We start from the raw sequence: 15215 nt of genomic DNA on the forward strand, positions 1-15215 counted from the left end.
CGGTGATCATGCCAAGTCGGGGCCGGGCGTGTCGGCACCGGCGTGCCCACGACGGCGGTGGGTGGTGGTCGGTCCGAAGACCGCGCGCATCGCGAGCTCCTGCTCCATCACCCCGGCAAGCCTTCGTACGCCCTCACGGATCCGTTCCGGAGGCGGGAACGAGAAGTTGAGCCGGATATGGCCGGTTCCGGTCCCATCCGCGTAGAAACCGGTGCCGGGCACGTAGGCGACGCGGGCCGCGATCGCCCGCGGCATCATCGCCTTCGAGTCCAGGCCCTCCGGAAGCGTGGCCCACACGAACAGGCCGCCCTTCGGCCGCGTCCAGGTGGTGCCCGCCGGCATCAGGTCGCGCAGGCCCTCGAGCAGCGCGTCGCGGCGCTCCCGGTAGATCTCGCGGTAGGACTTGATCTGCTCGCGCCAGGGCATCGTCGACAGGTACTGCGTCACCGCGCCCTGCGCGAACGCGCTCGGGCACAGGATGTTCGCCTCACTGGCCATGACGAGCTTTTCGCGTACGGCGTGAGGCGCCAGGATCCAGCCGACCCGCAGGCCCGGGGCGAAGGTCTTGGAGAACGTGCTCACGTAGATGATGCCCTCGCGCCGGCGGGCGCGCAGCGGCCGCGGCGCCTCGCCCTCGAAGCCGAGCATCCCGTACGGGTCGTCCTCGACCACCAGCAGCCCGTGCCGCTCGCAGATGTCGAGGATCTCGTCGCGCCGAGCGTCCGTCAGCGTGACGCCGGCCGGGTTCTGGTAGGTCGGGATCGTGTAGAGGAACTTGGCGCGGCCCGCTGCGGCGACCACGGCCTCCTCGAGTGCCGCCGGGATCAGGCCGTCTGCGTCCATTGCCACGTGCCGTACCTGTGCCTGGGCTGCCTGGAACACGCCGAGTGCGCCGACGTAGGTCGGCCCCTCGGCGAGCACCACGTCGCCCGGGTCCAGGAACAGCCGTGCCACCAGATCGATGCCCTGCTGACCGCCCACGGTCACGACCACGTCGTCGGGGGACGCACCGTTCGACGCGTCGATGCCGGACAGGCTCATGACCTCGCAGATGCGCTCGCGCAGCTCGATGGTTCCCTGGCCGATGCCGTACTGGAGGCTTGTCGTGCCGAGTTCGGACGCGAGCCGGCCCATCATGTCGCCGACCGCGTCCAGCGGCAGCGCCGCGATGTACGGCGATCCGCCGGCGAGCGACACCACTTCGGGGCGGCTGGCGACGGCGAATAGGGCGCGGATCTCGGATGTCGTCATGCCGCGGACCCGCCGCGCGTACCGTTCGGTGTAGTCGTCTTGAGTAGTGCCGGTCATGCGGCTTCACCTCGAAAGATCGTCGGACACATTGGGGTACATGCTAGGCGCCCGGCGCCTTCCCGTGCCTGTGGATAAGCACCGATGCGCTCCCGTTAAGGCCCATTGCGGCGTAGTATCCCTCGGGGGGCGCGGACAAGCATGTGAACGGGACCGTGCTTCGAGTCCGGAAAGTCCGCCGATATTCAGGGGGTCCCGCATGTCGCGACGCCTCGTCAACCTGACGCTCGACACGCTCGAGGACCTGCCCCGGCCCTGCCGCCAGTGCGTCTACTGGGAGCTCGATCCGGTGTCCGCCGAGCGCGCGTGCGCGTCGGGTGATCCTGGTCTCGAGAAGGAGGCCTGGGTGTCGCAGACCCTCCTCGAATGGGGGTCTTGCGGAAAGCTGGCATACGTCGACGGCATGCCCGCCGGGTTCGTCATGTACGCGCCTCCGGCCTACGTTCCGCGTTCGATGGCGTTTCCGACGTCTCCGGTCTCGGCCGACGCGGCGCTGCTGATGACCGCGCACGTGGTGGCGGCGTTCGCGGGCGGCGGTCTCGGGCGGATGCTGGTGCAGGGCGTTGCCCGCGATCTCACCAAGCGCGGCGTGAAGGCGATCGAGGCGTTCGGTGACGCGAAGTTCGGCGAGGCCGGCGAGGGCGAGGCGGAGGGCTGCGTCGCGCCGGTCGACTATTTCCTCTCGGTGGGCTTCAAGACGGTCCGCCCGCACCCGCGCTACCCGCGGCTGCGGCTGGAGTTGCGCACGGCGCTGTCGTGGAAGTCCGACGTCGAGTACGCGCTGGAGAAGCTCCTCGGCTCGATGAGCCCGGACACCCTGCTGCGCCCGGTCCGCCCGGCGGCGGCGACGACCTCGACACCGAGCTGACGAGAAACGGTGGCCCGGAGGCCACCGTTTCCGTTTCGGGTCTGGTCAGGCGTTGCGCGAGGCGAGCGCCAGGCGTAGCTGCCGCACGTCGATCGAGCCGGTCGGCACGTCCGCCTCGACGGGGAAGTACATCCGCTGCACCGCCGCCAGGATCGCCTCGACGATCTGCTCGCGGAAGGACGGATCGATCAGCCGCTCCCGGTCGATGGGCGAGGTCAGATAACCCAGATCCACGCGTACGGCGGGCATGCGCGTCAGGCGCAGCAGCTCCCACGTCTTGGAGTGGATGCGGCAGTCCCGCATCCCGGTGCGCACCACGATCTCGCGCTGCACCAGATTGGCGAGCCGTTCGCCCACCGTCGACGTGACGCCGTTTCCGGTGCCGTAGTGGTAGCTGGCGACGCCGTCGGCCGTCGTCGTCTGCTGGCCGTCCAGGTGCAACGAGATGAGCAGGTCGGCGCCGAGGCTGTTGGCCAGCGCGGCCCGCTCCTGGCCGGTCATCGGCTGAACCGGCGACGGGCCGCGGGTCAGGTGCACGCGCATGCCGGCGGCGAGCAGCCGGCCCTCGAGCCGGGTGGCGATGTCGAACGCCAGGTCGGCCTCGGTCCAGCGCAGCTGACCGTCGGGCACGACGACACCGAGGTCCTCCGCGCCGCCGTGGCCCGGGTCGATCACGATCGTCTTGCCGACCAGGCTGGAACCGGACTGGCGGAACGCCTCGGCCTCGCGCAGCCACTGCGGGCGGCCGCCGACGACCTTGCGGCCGAGCCGGCGCAGGCCCTTCATGGTCTGCGGGCCGCAGGAGCCGTCCGGGGTGAGCCCGACCTCGCGCTGGAACTGTGCCACCGCCCGTGCGGTGCGCGGGCCGTAGATGCCGTCGGCGCGCCCGCTGTCGAAGCCCATCTCCAGGAGCCGCTCCTGCAACGCCCGGACGTCCTCGCCGACCAGCGACGTCGGCACCGAGTGGTAGAGGGTGCGGGCGCCGAGCTTCCACCGCGCGCCGTCGAGCGCCTGCCACGTCTCCGAGCCGACCATGCCGTCGACACCGATGCCGCGGCTCTGCTGGAAGGCGCGGACGGCGTTCTCGGTGGCTTCGTCGAAGTCCTCGCCGATCGCCGGAAGCAGTTCCAGGCCCACCAGGATCGACTGAATCTCCTCCACGGCCGGTCCGGTGTCTCCACGTCGGATCGAACGCACGGGCGGCTCCCTAACGACTGAGGGGAAGAGCAGACGGCAACCTCCGGAGCGTACTCCTCGGCGCCCGGATCGGCCGGGTGGCGAGGTACGCCCCGTACGTGGATTCACGGTCGTGTCGACCGGGCGTCACGCGGTTGAGCAAATGCCCCGCATCCGGGCGGATGCGGGGCATAAGCGCAGGTCAGAGCGCCGATTCGATGAAGCTTACCAGGGCGCCCTTCGGCTTGGCGCCGGCGACGGAGTTGACCGCCTCGCCGCCCTTGAACATGGTCAGCGTCGGCACGGACATCACCCGGTAGGCGCGGGCGGTCTCCGGGTTCTCGTCGATGTTGACCTTGACGATCTGCACCTTGTCGCCCATCTCGTTGGCGATCTCGGCGAGCAGCGGGTCGACCTTCTTGCAAGGCGCGCACCACTCGGCCCAGAAGTCCACCAGCACCGGCTTGTCGGACTGAAGTACGTCTGTGACGAAGGTGGCGTCGGTGACCGCCTTGGTTGCTCCCACGGGAAATTCCTCCTGATTACAGCTCTACGAACGAGGCGATGAAGCGTTCCGCGTCGAGCGCGGCGGCACAACCCGTGCCGGAGGCGGTGATGGCCTGGCGGTAGGTGTGGTCGACGAGGTCACCGGCGGCGAAGACGCCGGCGACGTTGGTGCGGGTGCCCGGGTGCTCGACCTTCACGTAGCCCTCGTCGTCGAGCGCGATCTGGCCCTTGAACAGCTCGCTGCGCGGGTCGTGTCCGATGGCGACGAAGACGCCGGTGATGTCGAGCACCTTGGTCTCGCCGGTCTGCACGTTGCGGATCCGGGCGCCGGAGACCTTGCCGTCGGCGCCGAGGATCTCCTCGACCGTGCTGTTCCACTCGACATTGATCTTCGGGTTGTGCAGCGCGCGCTGCGCCATCACCTTGCTTGCCCGGAACGAGTCGCGGCGGTGCACGATCGTCACGGTCTCGGCGAAGCGGGTGAGGAAGGTCGCCTCCTCCATCGCGGAGTCGCCGCCGCCCACCACGATGATGTGCTGGTTGCGGAAGAAGAAGCCGTCACAGGTGGCACAGGACGAGACGCCGTGGCCGAGCAGCTCCTGCTCGCCGGGCACGCCGAGCGGGCGCCAGGCGGAGCCGGTGGCGAGGATGACCGCGCGGGCGAAGTATTCGGTCTCGCCGACCCAGACCGTCTTGAGTGCCTCGGTGCCGGCCTCGGTCTGCTTACCGGCCAGCTCGACGCGGGTCACGTCGTCGGTGATGAACTCGGCGCCGAAACGCTCGGCCTGCTTGCGCATGTTGTCCATGAGCTCAGGGCCCATGATGCCGTCCGGGTGGCCCGGGAAGTTCTCGACCTCGGTGGTGGTCATCAGGGCACCGCCGGACTGCACACCCTCGATGACCAGCGGATTGAGGTTCGCCCGGGCCGCGTAGAGCGCCGCGGTGTAACCGGACGGACCCGAGCCGATGATGATCAGGTTTCGGACCTCGTCCACTGCCGACTCCTCAGTCTGGTTTCGCCGATCCACCGGCGCCATCGGGTGCTGGAACGTCATCGTATGAGGGCGCATTCCCACGCGTCACGGCATGTGTGGGAGGGCATACGTGGCCGACCTCACGGAGGACGGGACGGCGTCTGTTCAGCCTACCTGCACCGAACCGAGCTTGTCGGCGCCGACTCCGGACGCGCCGCAGCCGGGACCCACCGCCCACACCCAGCTGCCGCCGGGGGCGGCGAACTGGATGATCACGGCCGGCGCGCCGTCGTAGCGCGCGAAGTCGACGGACTGGGCGGTGATCGGTGCGAGGCCGCTCTTGTCGGCTATGGCGTCGATGCAGGCGATCAGCGCCGCCTGGACCCGCAGCCGGCTCAGCGCGTCGGTCGTCTCGGATTTCGCGGTGGGTGCCGACGCGCTGCTGCGCGAACCGTCGAGCTTGTCGGCGTCCGACGCGTTCGGCGCGGCAAGCGTGTGCGCGCCAGCCTGGCCGAGCGTTGCCTGGCGGTAGTCGAGGCCGGACTCGGTGATCTGCATCGGCGGCACTCCGGGCACGGCCAGCTCCGCGGACTGCGGCGCCCCCTGGTCCGCCGCCCGGTCCGCCGCCGATCCGGCGGACGAGGCGGTCTGCGAGTCCGTCGAAACGGCAAGCTGCTGAGCGCCGAAACCGGCGAACGCGAGCACCCCGGCGGCGATTCCGACACCGGCGGCCCCCCGCAGGCGGCGCGTCCGCCTCCGGCGGGCATCGAACGGTACGGCGACCGGACGCTGATCGGGTGTGGCACCGTCGCTCGCCGGCGCACCGGGCGCGGCCGTGCCACGACCGGAGGCGCGCTCGCGGGCCGTGCCGATCGCGATGACCCTCGCGCCGCCAGGGTCGTCGGCATCGACCGGGTCGTGCCGGGCGCCCTGCGTGCTGTCGGCGGAGCCCGTGCCGGCGTCCGGCGAGGAGCCCCGCGTCGCCGAGGCCTCGAGAAGGGCGGCGTCGAGCCGGGCGAAGATGTCGGCGGGCATCGGCTCGGGCGTCGAGCCGAGCGTCCGAAGCTCGGTGCTGACGGCCTCGACGCCGCCGCAGAGCAGGGCGTAAGCGTCGTGCCAGGCGGGGTCCTCCGCGATCAGCGCGGTGACGACGGCCTCGTCGGGGGTGCCGTCCAGGGCGCCGCCGACATAGTCGGCCAGCAGGTCGACATCGACCCCGCTGAACTCTGCCCCGGTCACTGCTTGTCCCCTCTGTCAGGCGCGGACGGGTGCTGCGCTGCCGCTCCCGACCCGGATGGGACGCGTCCGGTGGCCGTCCGGTTCCCCGCGTGACCGCCGTCTCCCCGGCCCGGCGGTTCGTCGGAGCCGGTGCGCAGGTGGCCGAGGGACAGGGCCATCCGGGCGCGGCCGCGGGCGCAGCGACTCTTGATCGTGCCCTCGGCCACCCCGAGAATCTCGGCCGCCTCGATCACCGGGTAGCCCTGAACGTCCACCAGCACCAGCGCCGCGCGCTGCTCCACCGGCAGCGCCGCAAGGGCCGCGCGCACGACTAGGGCTGTGTCGTGGTCCTGCGCCGGCGCGGCCGGCTCGGGTCCGCCCGCGCCGCCGTCGTCGGTGTGCCGGCCGTCCGGCAGCGGGACGGTGGGGTGGGATTGGCGGCGGCGGATGCGGTCGAGGCACGCGTTCACCACGATGCGGTGCAGCCACGTCGTGACCGCCGAGTCGCCGCGGAACCGGGCCGCGCCGCGGTGCGCCGACAGCAGCGCGTCCTGCACCGCGTCGGCGGCCTCCTCGCGGTCGCCGATGGTCCGCAGCGCCACCGCCCAGAGGCGGTCGCGGTGCCGGCGGACCAGCTCGTTGAACGCCTGCGGGTCACCGTCGACGTGGGCGCGCAGCAGCTCCGCGTCGGTCCGATCGGGCCTGTCGGCCGGAGCGGTCGCGTCGGGCTGCGCGTCGCCGGGGGTCACGCCAGCAATCTAGCCGAGAGGGGCGACAGGCGGTTGACCGCGCTGTCAGTTGCCGTAGACCTCGACCTTGCTGATCTCGGCGCGGTACTTGCCGTCGGTGTCGCGCGGCAGATCGGTGATGAAGACCATGATGTACTGGTATTTCTGGGTCTCATCGAAGACCGGGAACACCACGTTGGTGCCCTTGGTCTTCTCCGTGTCGCCGTCGCCCAGCTTCTTGTAGGTCTTCACGATCTGGTCGTCGCCGTTGGAGTTGTTGCCCGGATCGCTGGGGCCGGTCCGGATGTCCATCGCGATGCCGGGCTGTGAGGTCTCGACCCGCACATCGCTCACCGTGCGCGGGGTGCCGAGGTTGATCAGCAGACCCATGCCGGGCTTGTTGTAGATCTTCGACTGGTTGAAGCCCGAGGTCCGCCAGACGGTGTCCTCGTCGTTGTCGACGGTGAAGGCGGCCTCGCCCTCGTCGGTGCGGTCGCCGTTCGGCGGGTCGACGATGCGGACCATGTCGGCGGTCAGCGGGATCTTCGTCGGCGCCGCGGCCGGAGCCTCGTTCTCGGTGCCGCCGTCGCCGGTGTCGTCGCCCGTGTCGTCCTGGGGCGTGTTGCCGGCCTGGGTGGTCGCCGGCGGCTTCTCGGAGCCCGAGTCGCTGATCGCCTTGATGCCGAAGATGAGGCCGATCACCGCGATGATGGCGAGCGCGCCGACACCGATCATGATCTTGCGGGTGCTGCGCACCGGCTCGGCCGCGCTGCCCTGCGCGAACCGCAGCGGCCCGACATCCTCGTAGTCGTCGTCGGCGGAGTCCAGGCGGGCCAGCTCGGCGGCGAGCGCGTCGGCCTCGGGGGCCACCACCCGCTTGTCGAGCAGGTCCATCGTCAGGTCGTCGAGGTACGCCGGGACGCCGGCACGGATCTGCCGGGGCGCGGCGATCACGCCGTTGGCGTCGCGCATGGCGTCGGGCAGCCGGGAGCGGCCGATCTCGGCGTGCGGCCAGCGGCCGGTCAGCGCGTAGTAGAGGATGCCGCCGACGGAGCGGACGTCGCGCTCGGTGCTGTCGGCGGAGTCGGCCCGCGCGTCGGCGAGTACGACGCGGCCGTCGTCGCCGATCAGCGTGGTGCCGGGGTGCACGTTTCCGTGGACCATGCCGGTGGCGTGGACCGCCGCCAGCGCGTCGGCAATGGAGTGCGCGATGGACGTGGCGCGGGCCGGGTCCATCGGACCGTCCTGCCCGACGAGCTCGCGCAGCGCCTCGCCGTCGACCCACTCCCGGACGACATAGGCCCGGGTGCCCTCGTCGATCGCGTCGTAGACGCCGACCAGGTTGGGGTGGATGACGCGGCTGGCGTCGACCGCCGCCTGCAGCATCTCGGCAGCGGAGTCGCCGCCGGGGTATCGGAGCACGACGGCGACGGGGCGCCGCAGGATCACGTCGATGCCGCGCCAGACCTGCCGGCCCGCGCTGTCGTTGTTGACGTGTTCCTCGAGCTGGTACCGCTCGGCCAGGATCTCACCGACGGTGGGGGCACCGAAGGTCATGACCGGTCCGGCCTCATCGGCCGCGGTCTCGTGGCCTTCGCCGACCTGGGTCACCCGTCCTCCCTCGGTGAGTCCGCACGTGTCGCACACGACCTTACCCGCACCGGACCAGCGGCCCACAGGTCAACCCCTGGTGCCGTACCCGTCCGAGGCCGCTCGCCAGGAACGTTTCCGCCGCTCGGTGGCCGAAAAGTACCTGATCAGAGAATTATCCACAGGTTTTCCACAACGTCAGCGGCCGAGTTTGCGCCGCACCATCCCGACCACCTGACTGACCTCGTGAACCCGCAGCAGCGCCGCCGTCCCGAGGTATACCAGCACGATCACGCCGCCGCCGACGACAACCTGAAGCGCCGCTGTCAATCGCCCGGGAGTGTCACCGCCGGGCAGCAGGAACACGACGAGCAGGCCGGCCCCGGTCGCGACCAGGGCGGCCACCAGCACCTTCAGCAGCGCCTTGGCGACGGAGCCGAGGTTCAGCCGGCCGATCCGGCGGCGCAGTACGACGAGCGAGATCAGCGCCGAGAGCAGGTACGAGATCGCGTTGGCGGCGGTCATGCCGGCCGCGGCGAAGGACTCGGAGAGCAGTTCGGCGAGGACGACGTAGCCGGCGATGCGTACGAGCACGACCGGGACATTGATCAGCGCGACCGTCTTGTTGCCCTGGAGCGCATAGAAGGCATAGGTGCACAGGTAGCTGATCGAGAGCGGGATCACCGCGAAGGCGGCAACGGTCAGCACGGTGCCGGTGGCGAACGCGTCCTTGTCGGTGAAGGCGCCGCCCTGGAAGAGCGAGACCGCGATGGGCACGCCGAGCACGCCGTACGCGACGGCGATCGGGGCGAGTGCCGTCGTGGTGAGCCGGATGCCGCGGCTCAGGTCGGCGCTGACATCGGCGTAGCGGCCGTCGGCGGCGGCGGAGCTCATCTTGGGCAGCAGCGCGGTCATCACCGAGACGCCGATGATGCCGTGGGCCATCATCGTCAGCAGGTAGACGTTGTTGAATGCCAGCACGCTGGCGTTGTTGCCGCCCGAGACGGCGTTGAGCTTGCGGACCACGACGAAGACGGCGAGCTGGTTGGCGCCGACATAGCAGAGCATCCAGCCGGCGAGCCGGCCGATCTCGCCGAGACCGAGCGAACGCGGCGCCCACTTCCAGCGCCAGGCGAAGCCGACCCTGCGCAGCGCCGGGAGCAGGCCGACGGCCTGCGCGACCATGCCGAGCAGCGTGCCGCCGGCGATCAGGATGATCCGGCCGGGCGTCATGTCCTCCGGCTGGAAGCCCTTCGTGGTGCCGAAGACCACGATGAAGACGCCGCAGGTCGCGATCACCACGAGGTTGTTCAGGATCGGTGCCCACATCGGCGCGGCGAAGTGCCCGCGCACGTTGAGCACCGCACCGATCATCGCGGACAGGCCGGTGAAGAAGATGATCGGCAGGATCAGGTAGGCGAACGCGGTGACCAGGTCCTGGTACGCCTCGGTGCTCTTGTTGCTCGCCTGGATCGCCGTTATCCACGGCGCCGCGGCCACGACGAGCGCCGTCGCGATGCCGAGCGCGACGATGGCGAAGGTCAGCAGCCGCTGGGTGAAGAGCTGGCCGCCGTCGGGGTCGTCCTTGCGCCGCCGCACCAGCAGCGGGATCAGCACGCTGGAGAGGATCCCGCCGAGCAGCAGCTCGTAGATCTGACCCGGGAGGAACTGGGCGCTGGTGTAGGCGTCGCCGATGCCGGCGCCCAGCGTCATGCCGATCAGCATGTTCCGGACGAAGCCGATCAATCGGCTGACCATGCTGCCGGCCGCCATGATCGCGCTGTTGCCCGCGGTGCTGCCGCCCTCGGTGCCGCCGCCGGTCGGCGGGACGTCCTCCGGCGGCAACGCCTGGTCGCCGGCGGCGGTCGTGCCGGGGGAGCCGTCGACCGAGATCAGGATCGCGCCGTCGGACCGCTCGGGGTCTCCGTCGCTCGCGGAGTGCGCGCTGCGGTACAGGCCGCCGTTCACCAAGACCTCCACGGGGGTGCGGATACAGACGCCACCCTAGCCAGGACGTGCCCGGGGTGCCGTCCGACCATGATCCACCTCGCGTCTAGGGCTGCCGCCGCCGCAGGCTGCCGGGCACCGCGCCGGCCAGCGTCTCCACCATCCAGCACGCCTCGGCCTCCACGATCGGCTCGCTCAGCGCGTCCAGCACGGTCGGGTGGTCGCAGCCCGCCTCGGTCAGCACCCCGAGGAGATCCTTGACCGGGCCCAGGTCGCCGGTGTCCGCCATCCGCCGCGCCAGCGGGCGTACCTGGGCGTACCACCGCTCCTCGGGGAGTCGGGACAGTCGCTGCGCTGCCCGCCGTACCAGCTCGGCCAGGTCCTCGCGCGGGAAGCGGGAGCCGCCGCGGACCTCGAGCCGCACGGACGCCGGGGCGGTGTAGGCCGCGATCGCGGCCTCGTCGATCACCTGGGGCGACGGCGACGGTGGCCGCGGCCACCAGTCGTCGGAGGCGAAGAGCGGCAGCGGCGCCTGCTCGGGACCGCCGGACGTGACCGGGTGCACCTCCCGGCGCAGCGACCGGTACGCGGCCTCGCGCACGGCCGCGACCGCGTCACCGTCGTCGTCGGGCGTGGCCGGCGCGAACGGGGACAACAACGCCACGACCAGGCCGGGGTGCGGCAGCGTCGGATCCTCCAGGGCGATCACCCGGGCGCAGAGCTCGAGCTCGTGCCAGCGCAGCGCGGCCGGCGCGGGCCGTCCCGGCTCGGCCGAGCAGAGCTGCACGGGATCGTTGCTCGACGGGACGCGCAGGCCGAGGGTCTGCTCGCCGGTGACCAGGTCGATGTCGAGCACGAGGCCGTAGCCACCGGTGACCGGCAGGCTGACCCGGACCTCGGCGGGGTCGGTGTCGGGGTACGCGCCGTCGTTCACGAACAGGAAGGACCAGAACCGGGGGTCCTCGCTGAGGCGATGCAGCGCCTCGGAAACGGGCACGCTGACCATCCTGCCCGCTGCGCTCGGGGACCGCCACGACCGATACCCTGGTCGTCCCATGTCTGAGTTGACTAAAGCCCAACGCAACGCCGTCGCGGAGTTGCTACGGGTCTCACCCGTCGCCGATGAGCTGGGGCGCCGTTTCGGCGCCGCCGGCCATGAGCTGCACCTCGTCGGCGGGTCGGTGCGGGACGCTCTGCTCGGACGGCTCGGCGACGACCTCGACTTCTGCACCGACGCCCTGCCGGAGCAGACGCTCGCGCTGGTCAAGGGCTGGGCCGACGGGATCTGGGAGACCGGCCGGGACTTCGGCACGATCGGGATCCTGAAGAACGGCCTGCGGCTCGAGATCACCACGTTCCGGGCCGAGGCCTACGACGGGCTGACCCGCAACCCGGTCGTGCGCTACGGCGACAACCTGCTGGACGACCTGCGCCGCCGGGACTTCACGATCAACGCGATGGCGGTCAGCCTGCCCGGCCACGACTTCACGGACCCGTTCGGGGGACTGGACGACCTGGCCGCCGGGGTCATCAAGACGCCGGACTCGCCGGCGCTCTCCTTCGGCGACGACCCGCTTCGCATGCTGCGCGCGGCGCGCTTCGCGGCCAAGCTGCGGTTCACAGTGGACAAGCCGGTCGCCGAGGCGATGACCGAGATGGCCGCCGACCTCGACCGGATCACCGCCGAGCGGATCCGCGACGAGTTCACCAAGCTGCTCTGCGGGCTGGATCCGATCGCCGGGCTGCGGCTGCTCGTCGACACCGGGCTGGCCGACCGGTTCATCCCGGAGATCTCCGGCCTCAAGCTGGAGATCGACGAGCACGCCCAGCACAAGGACGTCTACGAGCACACCCTGATCGTGGTCTCCAACGCCGTCCGGCTCGAGGGCGACGCCGGCCCGGACTTCGTGCTGCGGATGGCCGCGCTGATGCACGACGTCGGCAAGCCCGCGACCAAGGCGGTCGGCCGCGACGGACGGGTCAGCTTCCACCACCACGAGGTGGTCGGCGCCCGGCTCACCCGGCAGCGGATGAAGGCGATGCGGTTCCCCAAGGACGTCACGTCCGACGTGGTGGACCTGGTCGCGCTGCACCTGCGCTTCTACGGCTACGGCCGCGGCGAGTGGACCGACTCGGCGGTGCGCCGCTACGTCACCGACGCCGGTGAGCTGCTCCCCCGCCTGCACAAGCTGACCCGCTCCGACTGCACCACGCGCAACCGGCGCAAGGCCGCGGCCCTGTCGGCCGACTACGACGCGCTCGAGGAGCGGATCGCCCGGATCGAGGCCGAGGAGGACCTGGCGCGGGTCCGGCCCGACCTGGACGGCAACGCGATCATGGAGCTGCTCGGCGTGCCGCCGGGGCCGGTGGTCGGCCAGGCCTGGCGTTTCCTCAAGGAGCTGCGCCTGGACCGCGGGCCGCTGGACCGCGACGAGGCGGAGGCCGAGCTCTGGCGCTGGGCGCGGGAGCACGGCCACATCTCCTGACTGTCGTACCCACGCGGCAGAATCGGAGTCATGCAGCTGCTCGTGGAGTCACCCATCGGACCGCTCGGCGTCAGGCTCGACGGCGACGTCGTGATCGGTGTGCGGTTCGGCGCAAGCCACGGCGAGCCGGGCGGGCACCCGGCCGTCGAGCAGCTGGCCGCTTACTTCGCCGGATCGCTGACGGACTTCACCGTGCCGTTCGAGCTGCGCGGCGGCTCCGATTTCGAGCGGGCCGTGTGGGGCGAGATCGCCAGAATTCCGTACGGCGAGATGCTGACGTACGGCGCGATCGCCACCGCACTGGGCGATCCGGGCGCGGCCCGTGCCGTGGGGACGGCGTGCAACCACAACCCGGTGCCGGTCATCGTCCCGTGCCACCGGGTGGTCGGCGCGGGCGGCAAGATGGTTGGCTTCGGCGGCGGGCTCCCGCGCAAGCGGCACCTGCTCGAGCTGGAGGCCCGGGTCGCCCTGGAGCGGGCCTGGGGCTGATCACTTGTGGTGAGGCTCACACGAAGAGACCGGGCCGCGAGGCGACCCGGTCTCTCTGTCGGCTGGCGCCGACTCAGCTCTCGATGTCGCCCTTGATGAAGGCCTCGACCGCGTTCTTCGCGTCGTGGTCGTTGTACTGCACCGGCGGGGACTTCATGAAGTACGAGCTCGCCGACAGGATCGGGCCGCCGACGCCGCGGTCCTTGGCGATCTTCGCCGCGCGGACCGCGTCGATGATGACGCCGGCCGAGTTCGGCGAGTCCCACACCTCGAGCTTGAGCTCCGCGTTCAGCGGGGTGTCGCCGAAGCTGCGGCCCTCGAGCCGGATGTAGGCCCACTTGCGGTCGTCCAGCCACGGCACGTGGTCCGACGGGCCGATGTGCACGTCGCTCTTGGACATCTCGTGCGGGATCTGGGACGTCACCGACTGGGTCTTGGAGATCTTCTTCGACACCAGGCGCTTGCGCTCCAGCATGTTCATGAAGTCCATGTTGCCGCCGAAGTTCAGCTGGTACGTGCGCAGCAGCTCGACACCGCGGTCCTCGAACAGCTTCGCCAGCGCGCGGTGCACGATCGTGGCACCGACCTGGCTCTTGATGTCGTCGCCGACGATCGGCAGGCCGGCGTCGGTGAACTTCTGCGCCCAGACCGGGTCCGAGGCGATGAAGACCGGCAGGGCGTTGACGAACGCGCAACCGGCGTCGATCGCGGCCTGCGCGTAGAACTTGTCGGCCTCCTCGGAGCCCACCGGCAGGTAGGACACGACGACGTCGACCTCGGCGTCGCGCAGCGCCTGCGCGACGTCCACCGGCTCGGCGGACGACTCCTCGATGATCTCGCGGTAGTACGTGCCGAGACCGTCGAAGGTCGGGCCACGCTGCACGGTCACGCCGGTGGGCGCGACATCGGTCAGCGTGATCGTGTTGTTCTCGCTGGCGACGATCGCCTCGGCCAGGTCCATGCCGACCTTCTTGGCGTCCACATCGAACGCCGCGACGAACTTCACGTCGGATACGTGGTAGTCGCCGAAGGTCACGTGCATGAGACCCGGGACGCGGTCGTTGGGGTCGGCTTCGCGGTAGTACTCCACGCCCTGCACGAGGGACGAGGCGCAGTTACCCACACCGACAATGGCGACGCGGACGGAGCCCATCGCGTTTGCCTCCTTGTTCATCACGGCCGGTCCTGATGCGGACGCGGGTCTTCGGGGGGTGTCTCCCCTGCTGGGGAGCGGCCGGAGCGCTCGTTGGTGATGAGCTCCTCCAGCCAGCGGACCTCGCGCTCGCACGCATCCAGTCCGTGGCGTTGCAGTTCCAGGGTGTAGGCGTCGAGGCGGTCGGAGGCGCGCGCGAGCACGTCGCGCAGGCCTTCCCGGCGTTCCTCGATCCGGCGGCGGCGGCCCTCCAGGATCCGCAGCCGCGTCGCCCGGTCGGTCCGGGAGAAGAAGGCGAAATGCACGCCGAAGCCGGCGTCGTCGTAGGTCTCCGGGCCCGCCTGGGCGAGTAGGTCGGCGAACCGTTCCTTGCCTTCGGCCGTGATTTTGTAGACAACCCGGCCACGGCGGCTGGTCAAGGGGGGAATGATCTCGCTGTCGGGGGTCTCGGCAGCACCGATCCAGCCCGCGGTCTGTAGGCGCTTCAGGGTCGGGTACAGCGTGCCGTAGCTGATCGCGGCGCGGATCGTGCCGAGCTTGGTGGCAAGCTCCTTGCGCAGCTCATAGCCGTGCATCGAGGATTCCTGGAGCAGGCCGAGGATCGCGAGTTCCAACAACGTGCTCACCCCTTTACCTGTCTCGCACGATGTATCGGCCCGATACATCGTCACCGTAGATCGGGTTGCGCCTCGCCGCAAGGCCGGGCATGGTTGTGGAGTCGTCGCGCCACGCTGTGTGATGGCTGTCGCCGTACGGGTGTTGACCGCGTAC

Annotated in this window: 14 protein-coding genes; 3 read left to right on the top strand and 11 right to left on the bottom strand. The window is 70.6% G+C overall.

The window, feature by feature from the left end:
• Positions 1 to 6: 6 nt before the first annotated feature.
• Positions 7 to 1308: an aminotransferase-like domain-containing protein gene (locus tag BJ971_RS39185; protein ID WP_184998321.1), complete on the bottom strand. Its 1302-nt coding sequence runs from the start codon at positions 1306 to 1308 to the stop codon at positions 7 to 9.
• 199 nt (positions 1309 to 1507) lie between these two features.
• Here BJ971_RS39185 and BJ971_RS39190 point away from each other — a divergent pair, with 199 nt between their 5' ends.
• Entirely contained in the window at positions 1508 to 2176 is a 669-nt protein-coding gene (locus BJ971_RS39190; RefSeq protein WP_184998322.1) for a GNAT family N-acetyltransferase, read from the top strand.
• A gap of 45 nt (positions 2177 to 2221) precedes the next feature.
• Here the strand turns inward: BJ971_RS39190 and BJ971_RS39195 are convergent, their stop codons facing one another.
• The 8 genes from BJ971_RS39195 to BJ971_RS39230 form a co-directional block, all read right to left on the bottom strand.
• Entirely contained in the window at positions 2222 to 3373 is a 1152-nt protein-coding gene (locus BJ971_RS39195; RefSeq protein WP_184998323.1) for an N-acetylmuramoyl-L-alanine amidase, read from the bottom strand.
• A gap of 181 nt (positions 3374 to 3554) precedes the next feature.
• Positions 3555 to 3878 (bottom strand): thioredoxin, encoded by a 324-nt coding sequence (gene trxA / locus BJ971_RS39200; RefSeq protein WP_184998324.1) that lies wholly within the window; start codon positions 3876 to 3878, stop codon positions 3555 to 3557.
• A gap of 16 nt (positions 3879 to 3894) precedes the next feature.
• Positions 3895 to 4854 carry a thioredoxin-disulfide reductase gene (gene trxB, locus BJ971_RS39205; protein ID WP_184998325.1) on the bottom strand — a complete coding sequence of 320 codons (960 nt, stop codon included), beginning with the start codon at positions 4852 to 4854 and terminating at the stop codon, positions 3895 to 3897.
• 144 nt (positions 4855 to 4998) lie between these two features.
• The gene (locus tag BJ971_RS39210; protein ID WP_184998326.1) at positions 4999 to 6072 is read right to left on the bottom strand and encodes an RsmA family anti-sigma factor; all 1074 of its coding nucleotides are present in this window, start codon (positions 6070 to 6072) and stop codon (positions 4999 to 5001) included.
• The gene (gene sigM / locus BJ971_RS39215) at positions 6069 to 6800 is read right to left on the bottom strand and encodes an RNA polymerase sigma factor SigM (protein WP_184998327.1); all 732 of its coding nucleotides are present in this window, start codon (positions 6798 to 6800) and stop codon (positions 6069 to 6071) included. The genes BJ971_RS39210 and sigM overlap by 4 nt, the downstream gene beginning before the upstream one ends.
• A gap of 45 nt (positions 6801 to 6845) precedes the next feature.
• Positions 6846 to 8390, bottom strand: coding sequence for a protein kinase family protein (locus BJ971_RS39220; RefSeq protein WP_239087868.1), 1545 nt, complete (start codon positions 8388 to 8390; stop codon positions 6846 to 6848).
• A gap of 177 nt (positions 8391 to 8567) precedes the next feature.
• Complete coding sequence (murJ, locus tag BJ971_RS39225; protein ID WP_184999336.1) at positions 8568 to 10337, bottom strand: murein biosynthesis integral membrane protein MurJ; 1770 nt, start codon at positions 10335 to 10337, stop codon at positions 8568 to 8570.
• Positions 10338 to 10422: 85 nt separating this feature from the next.
• Positions 10423 to 11322: a hypothetical protein gene (locus tag BJ971_RS39230; protein WP_184998328.1), complete on the bottom strand. Its 900-nt coding sequence runs from the start codon at positions 11320 to 11322 to the stop codon at positions 10423 to 10425.
• Between the two features lie 49 nt (positions 11323 to 11371).
• Here BJ971_RS39230 and BJ971_RS39235 point away from each other — a divergent pair, with 49 nt between their 5' ends.
• Together BJ971_RS39235 and BJ971_RS39240 are read left to right on the top strand one after the other, a co-directional pair.
• Positions 11372 to 12802: a CCA tRNA nucleotidyltransferase gene (locus BJ971_RS39235; protein ID WP_184998329.1), complete on the top strand. Its 1431-nt coding sequence runs from the start codon at positions 11372 to 11374 to the stop codon at positions 12800 to 12802.
• A 30-nt stretch (positions 12803 to 12832) separates the two neighbouring features.
• On the top strand, positions 12833 to 13291 hold the full coding sequence (locus BJ971_RS39240; protein ID WP_184998330.1) for a methylated-DNA--[protein]-cysteine S-methyltransferase: 459 nt from the start codon (positions 12833 to 12835) through the stop codon (positions 13289 to 13291).
• A gap of 73 nt (positions 13292 to 13364) precedes the next feature.
• Here BJ971_RS39240 and BJ971_RS39245 read toward each other — a convergent pair whose 3' ends face one another.
• Together BJ971_RS39245 and BJ971_RS39250 are read right to left on the bottom strand one after the other, a co-directional pair.
• Positions 13365 to 14444, bottom strand: a complete 1080-nt coding sequence (locus BJ971_RS39245) for an inositol-3-phosphate synthase (RefSeq protein ID WP_184999337.1) — start codon at positions 14442 to 14444, stop codon at positions 13365 to 13367.
• Positions 14445 to 14464: 20 nt separating this feature from the next.
• Positions 14465 to 15061, bottom strand: coding sequence for a PadR family transcriptional regulator (locus tag BJ971_RS39250; protein ID WP_184999338.1), 597 nt, complete (start codon positions 15059 to 15061; stop codon positions 14465 to 14467).
• Between the last annotated feature and the right edge of the window lie 154 nt (positions 15062 to 15215).

Source organism: Amorphoplanes digitatis, from assembly GCF_014205335.1.
Taxonomy (GTDB): domain Bacteria; phylum Actinomycetota; class Actinomycetes; order Mycobacteriales; family Micromonosporaceae; genus Actinoplanes; species Actinoplanes digitatus.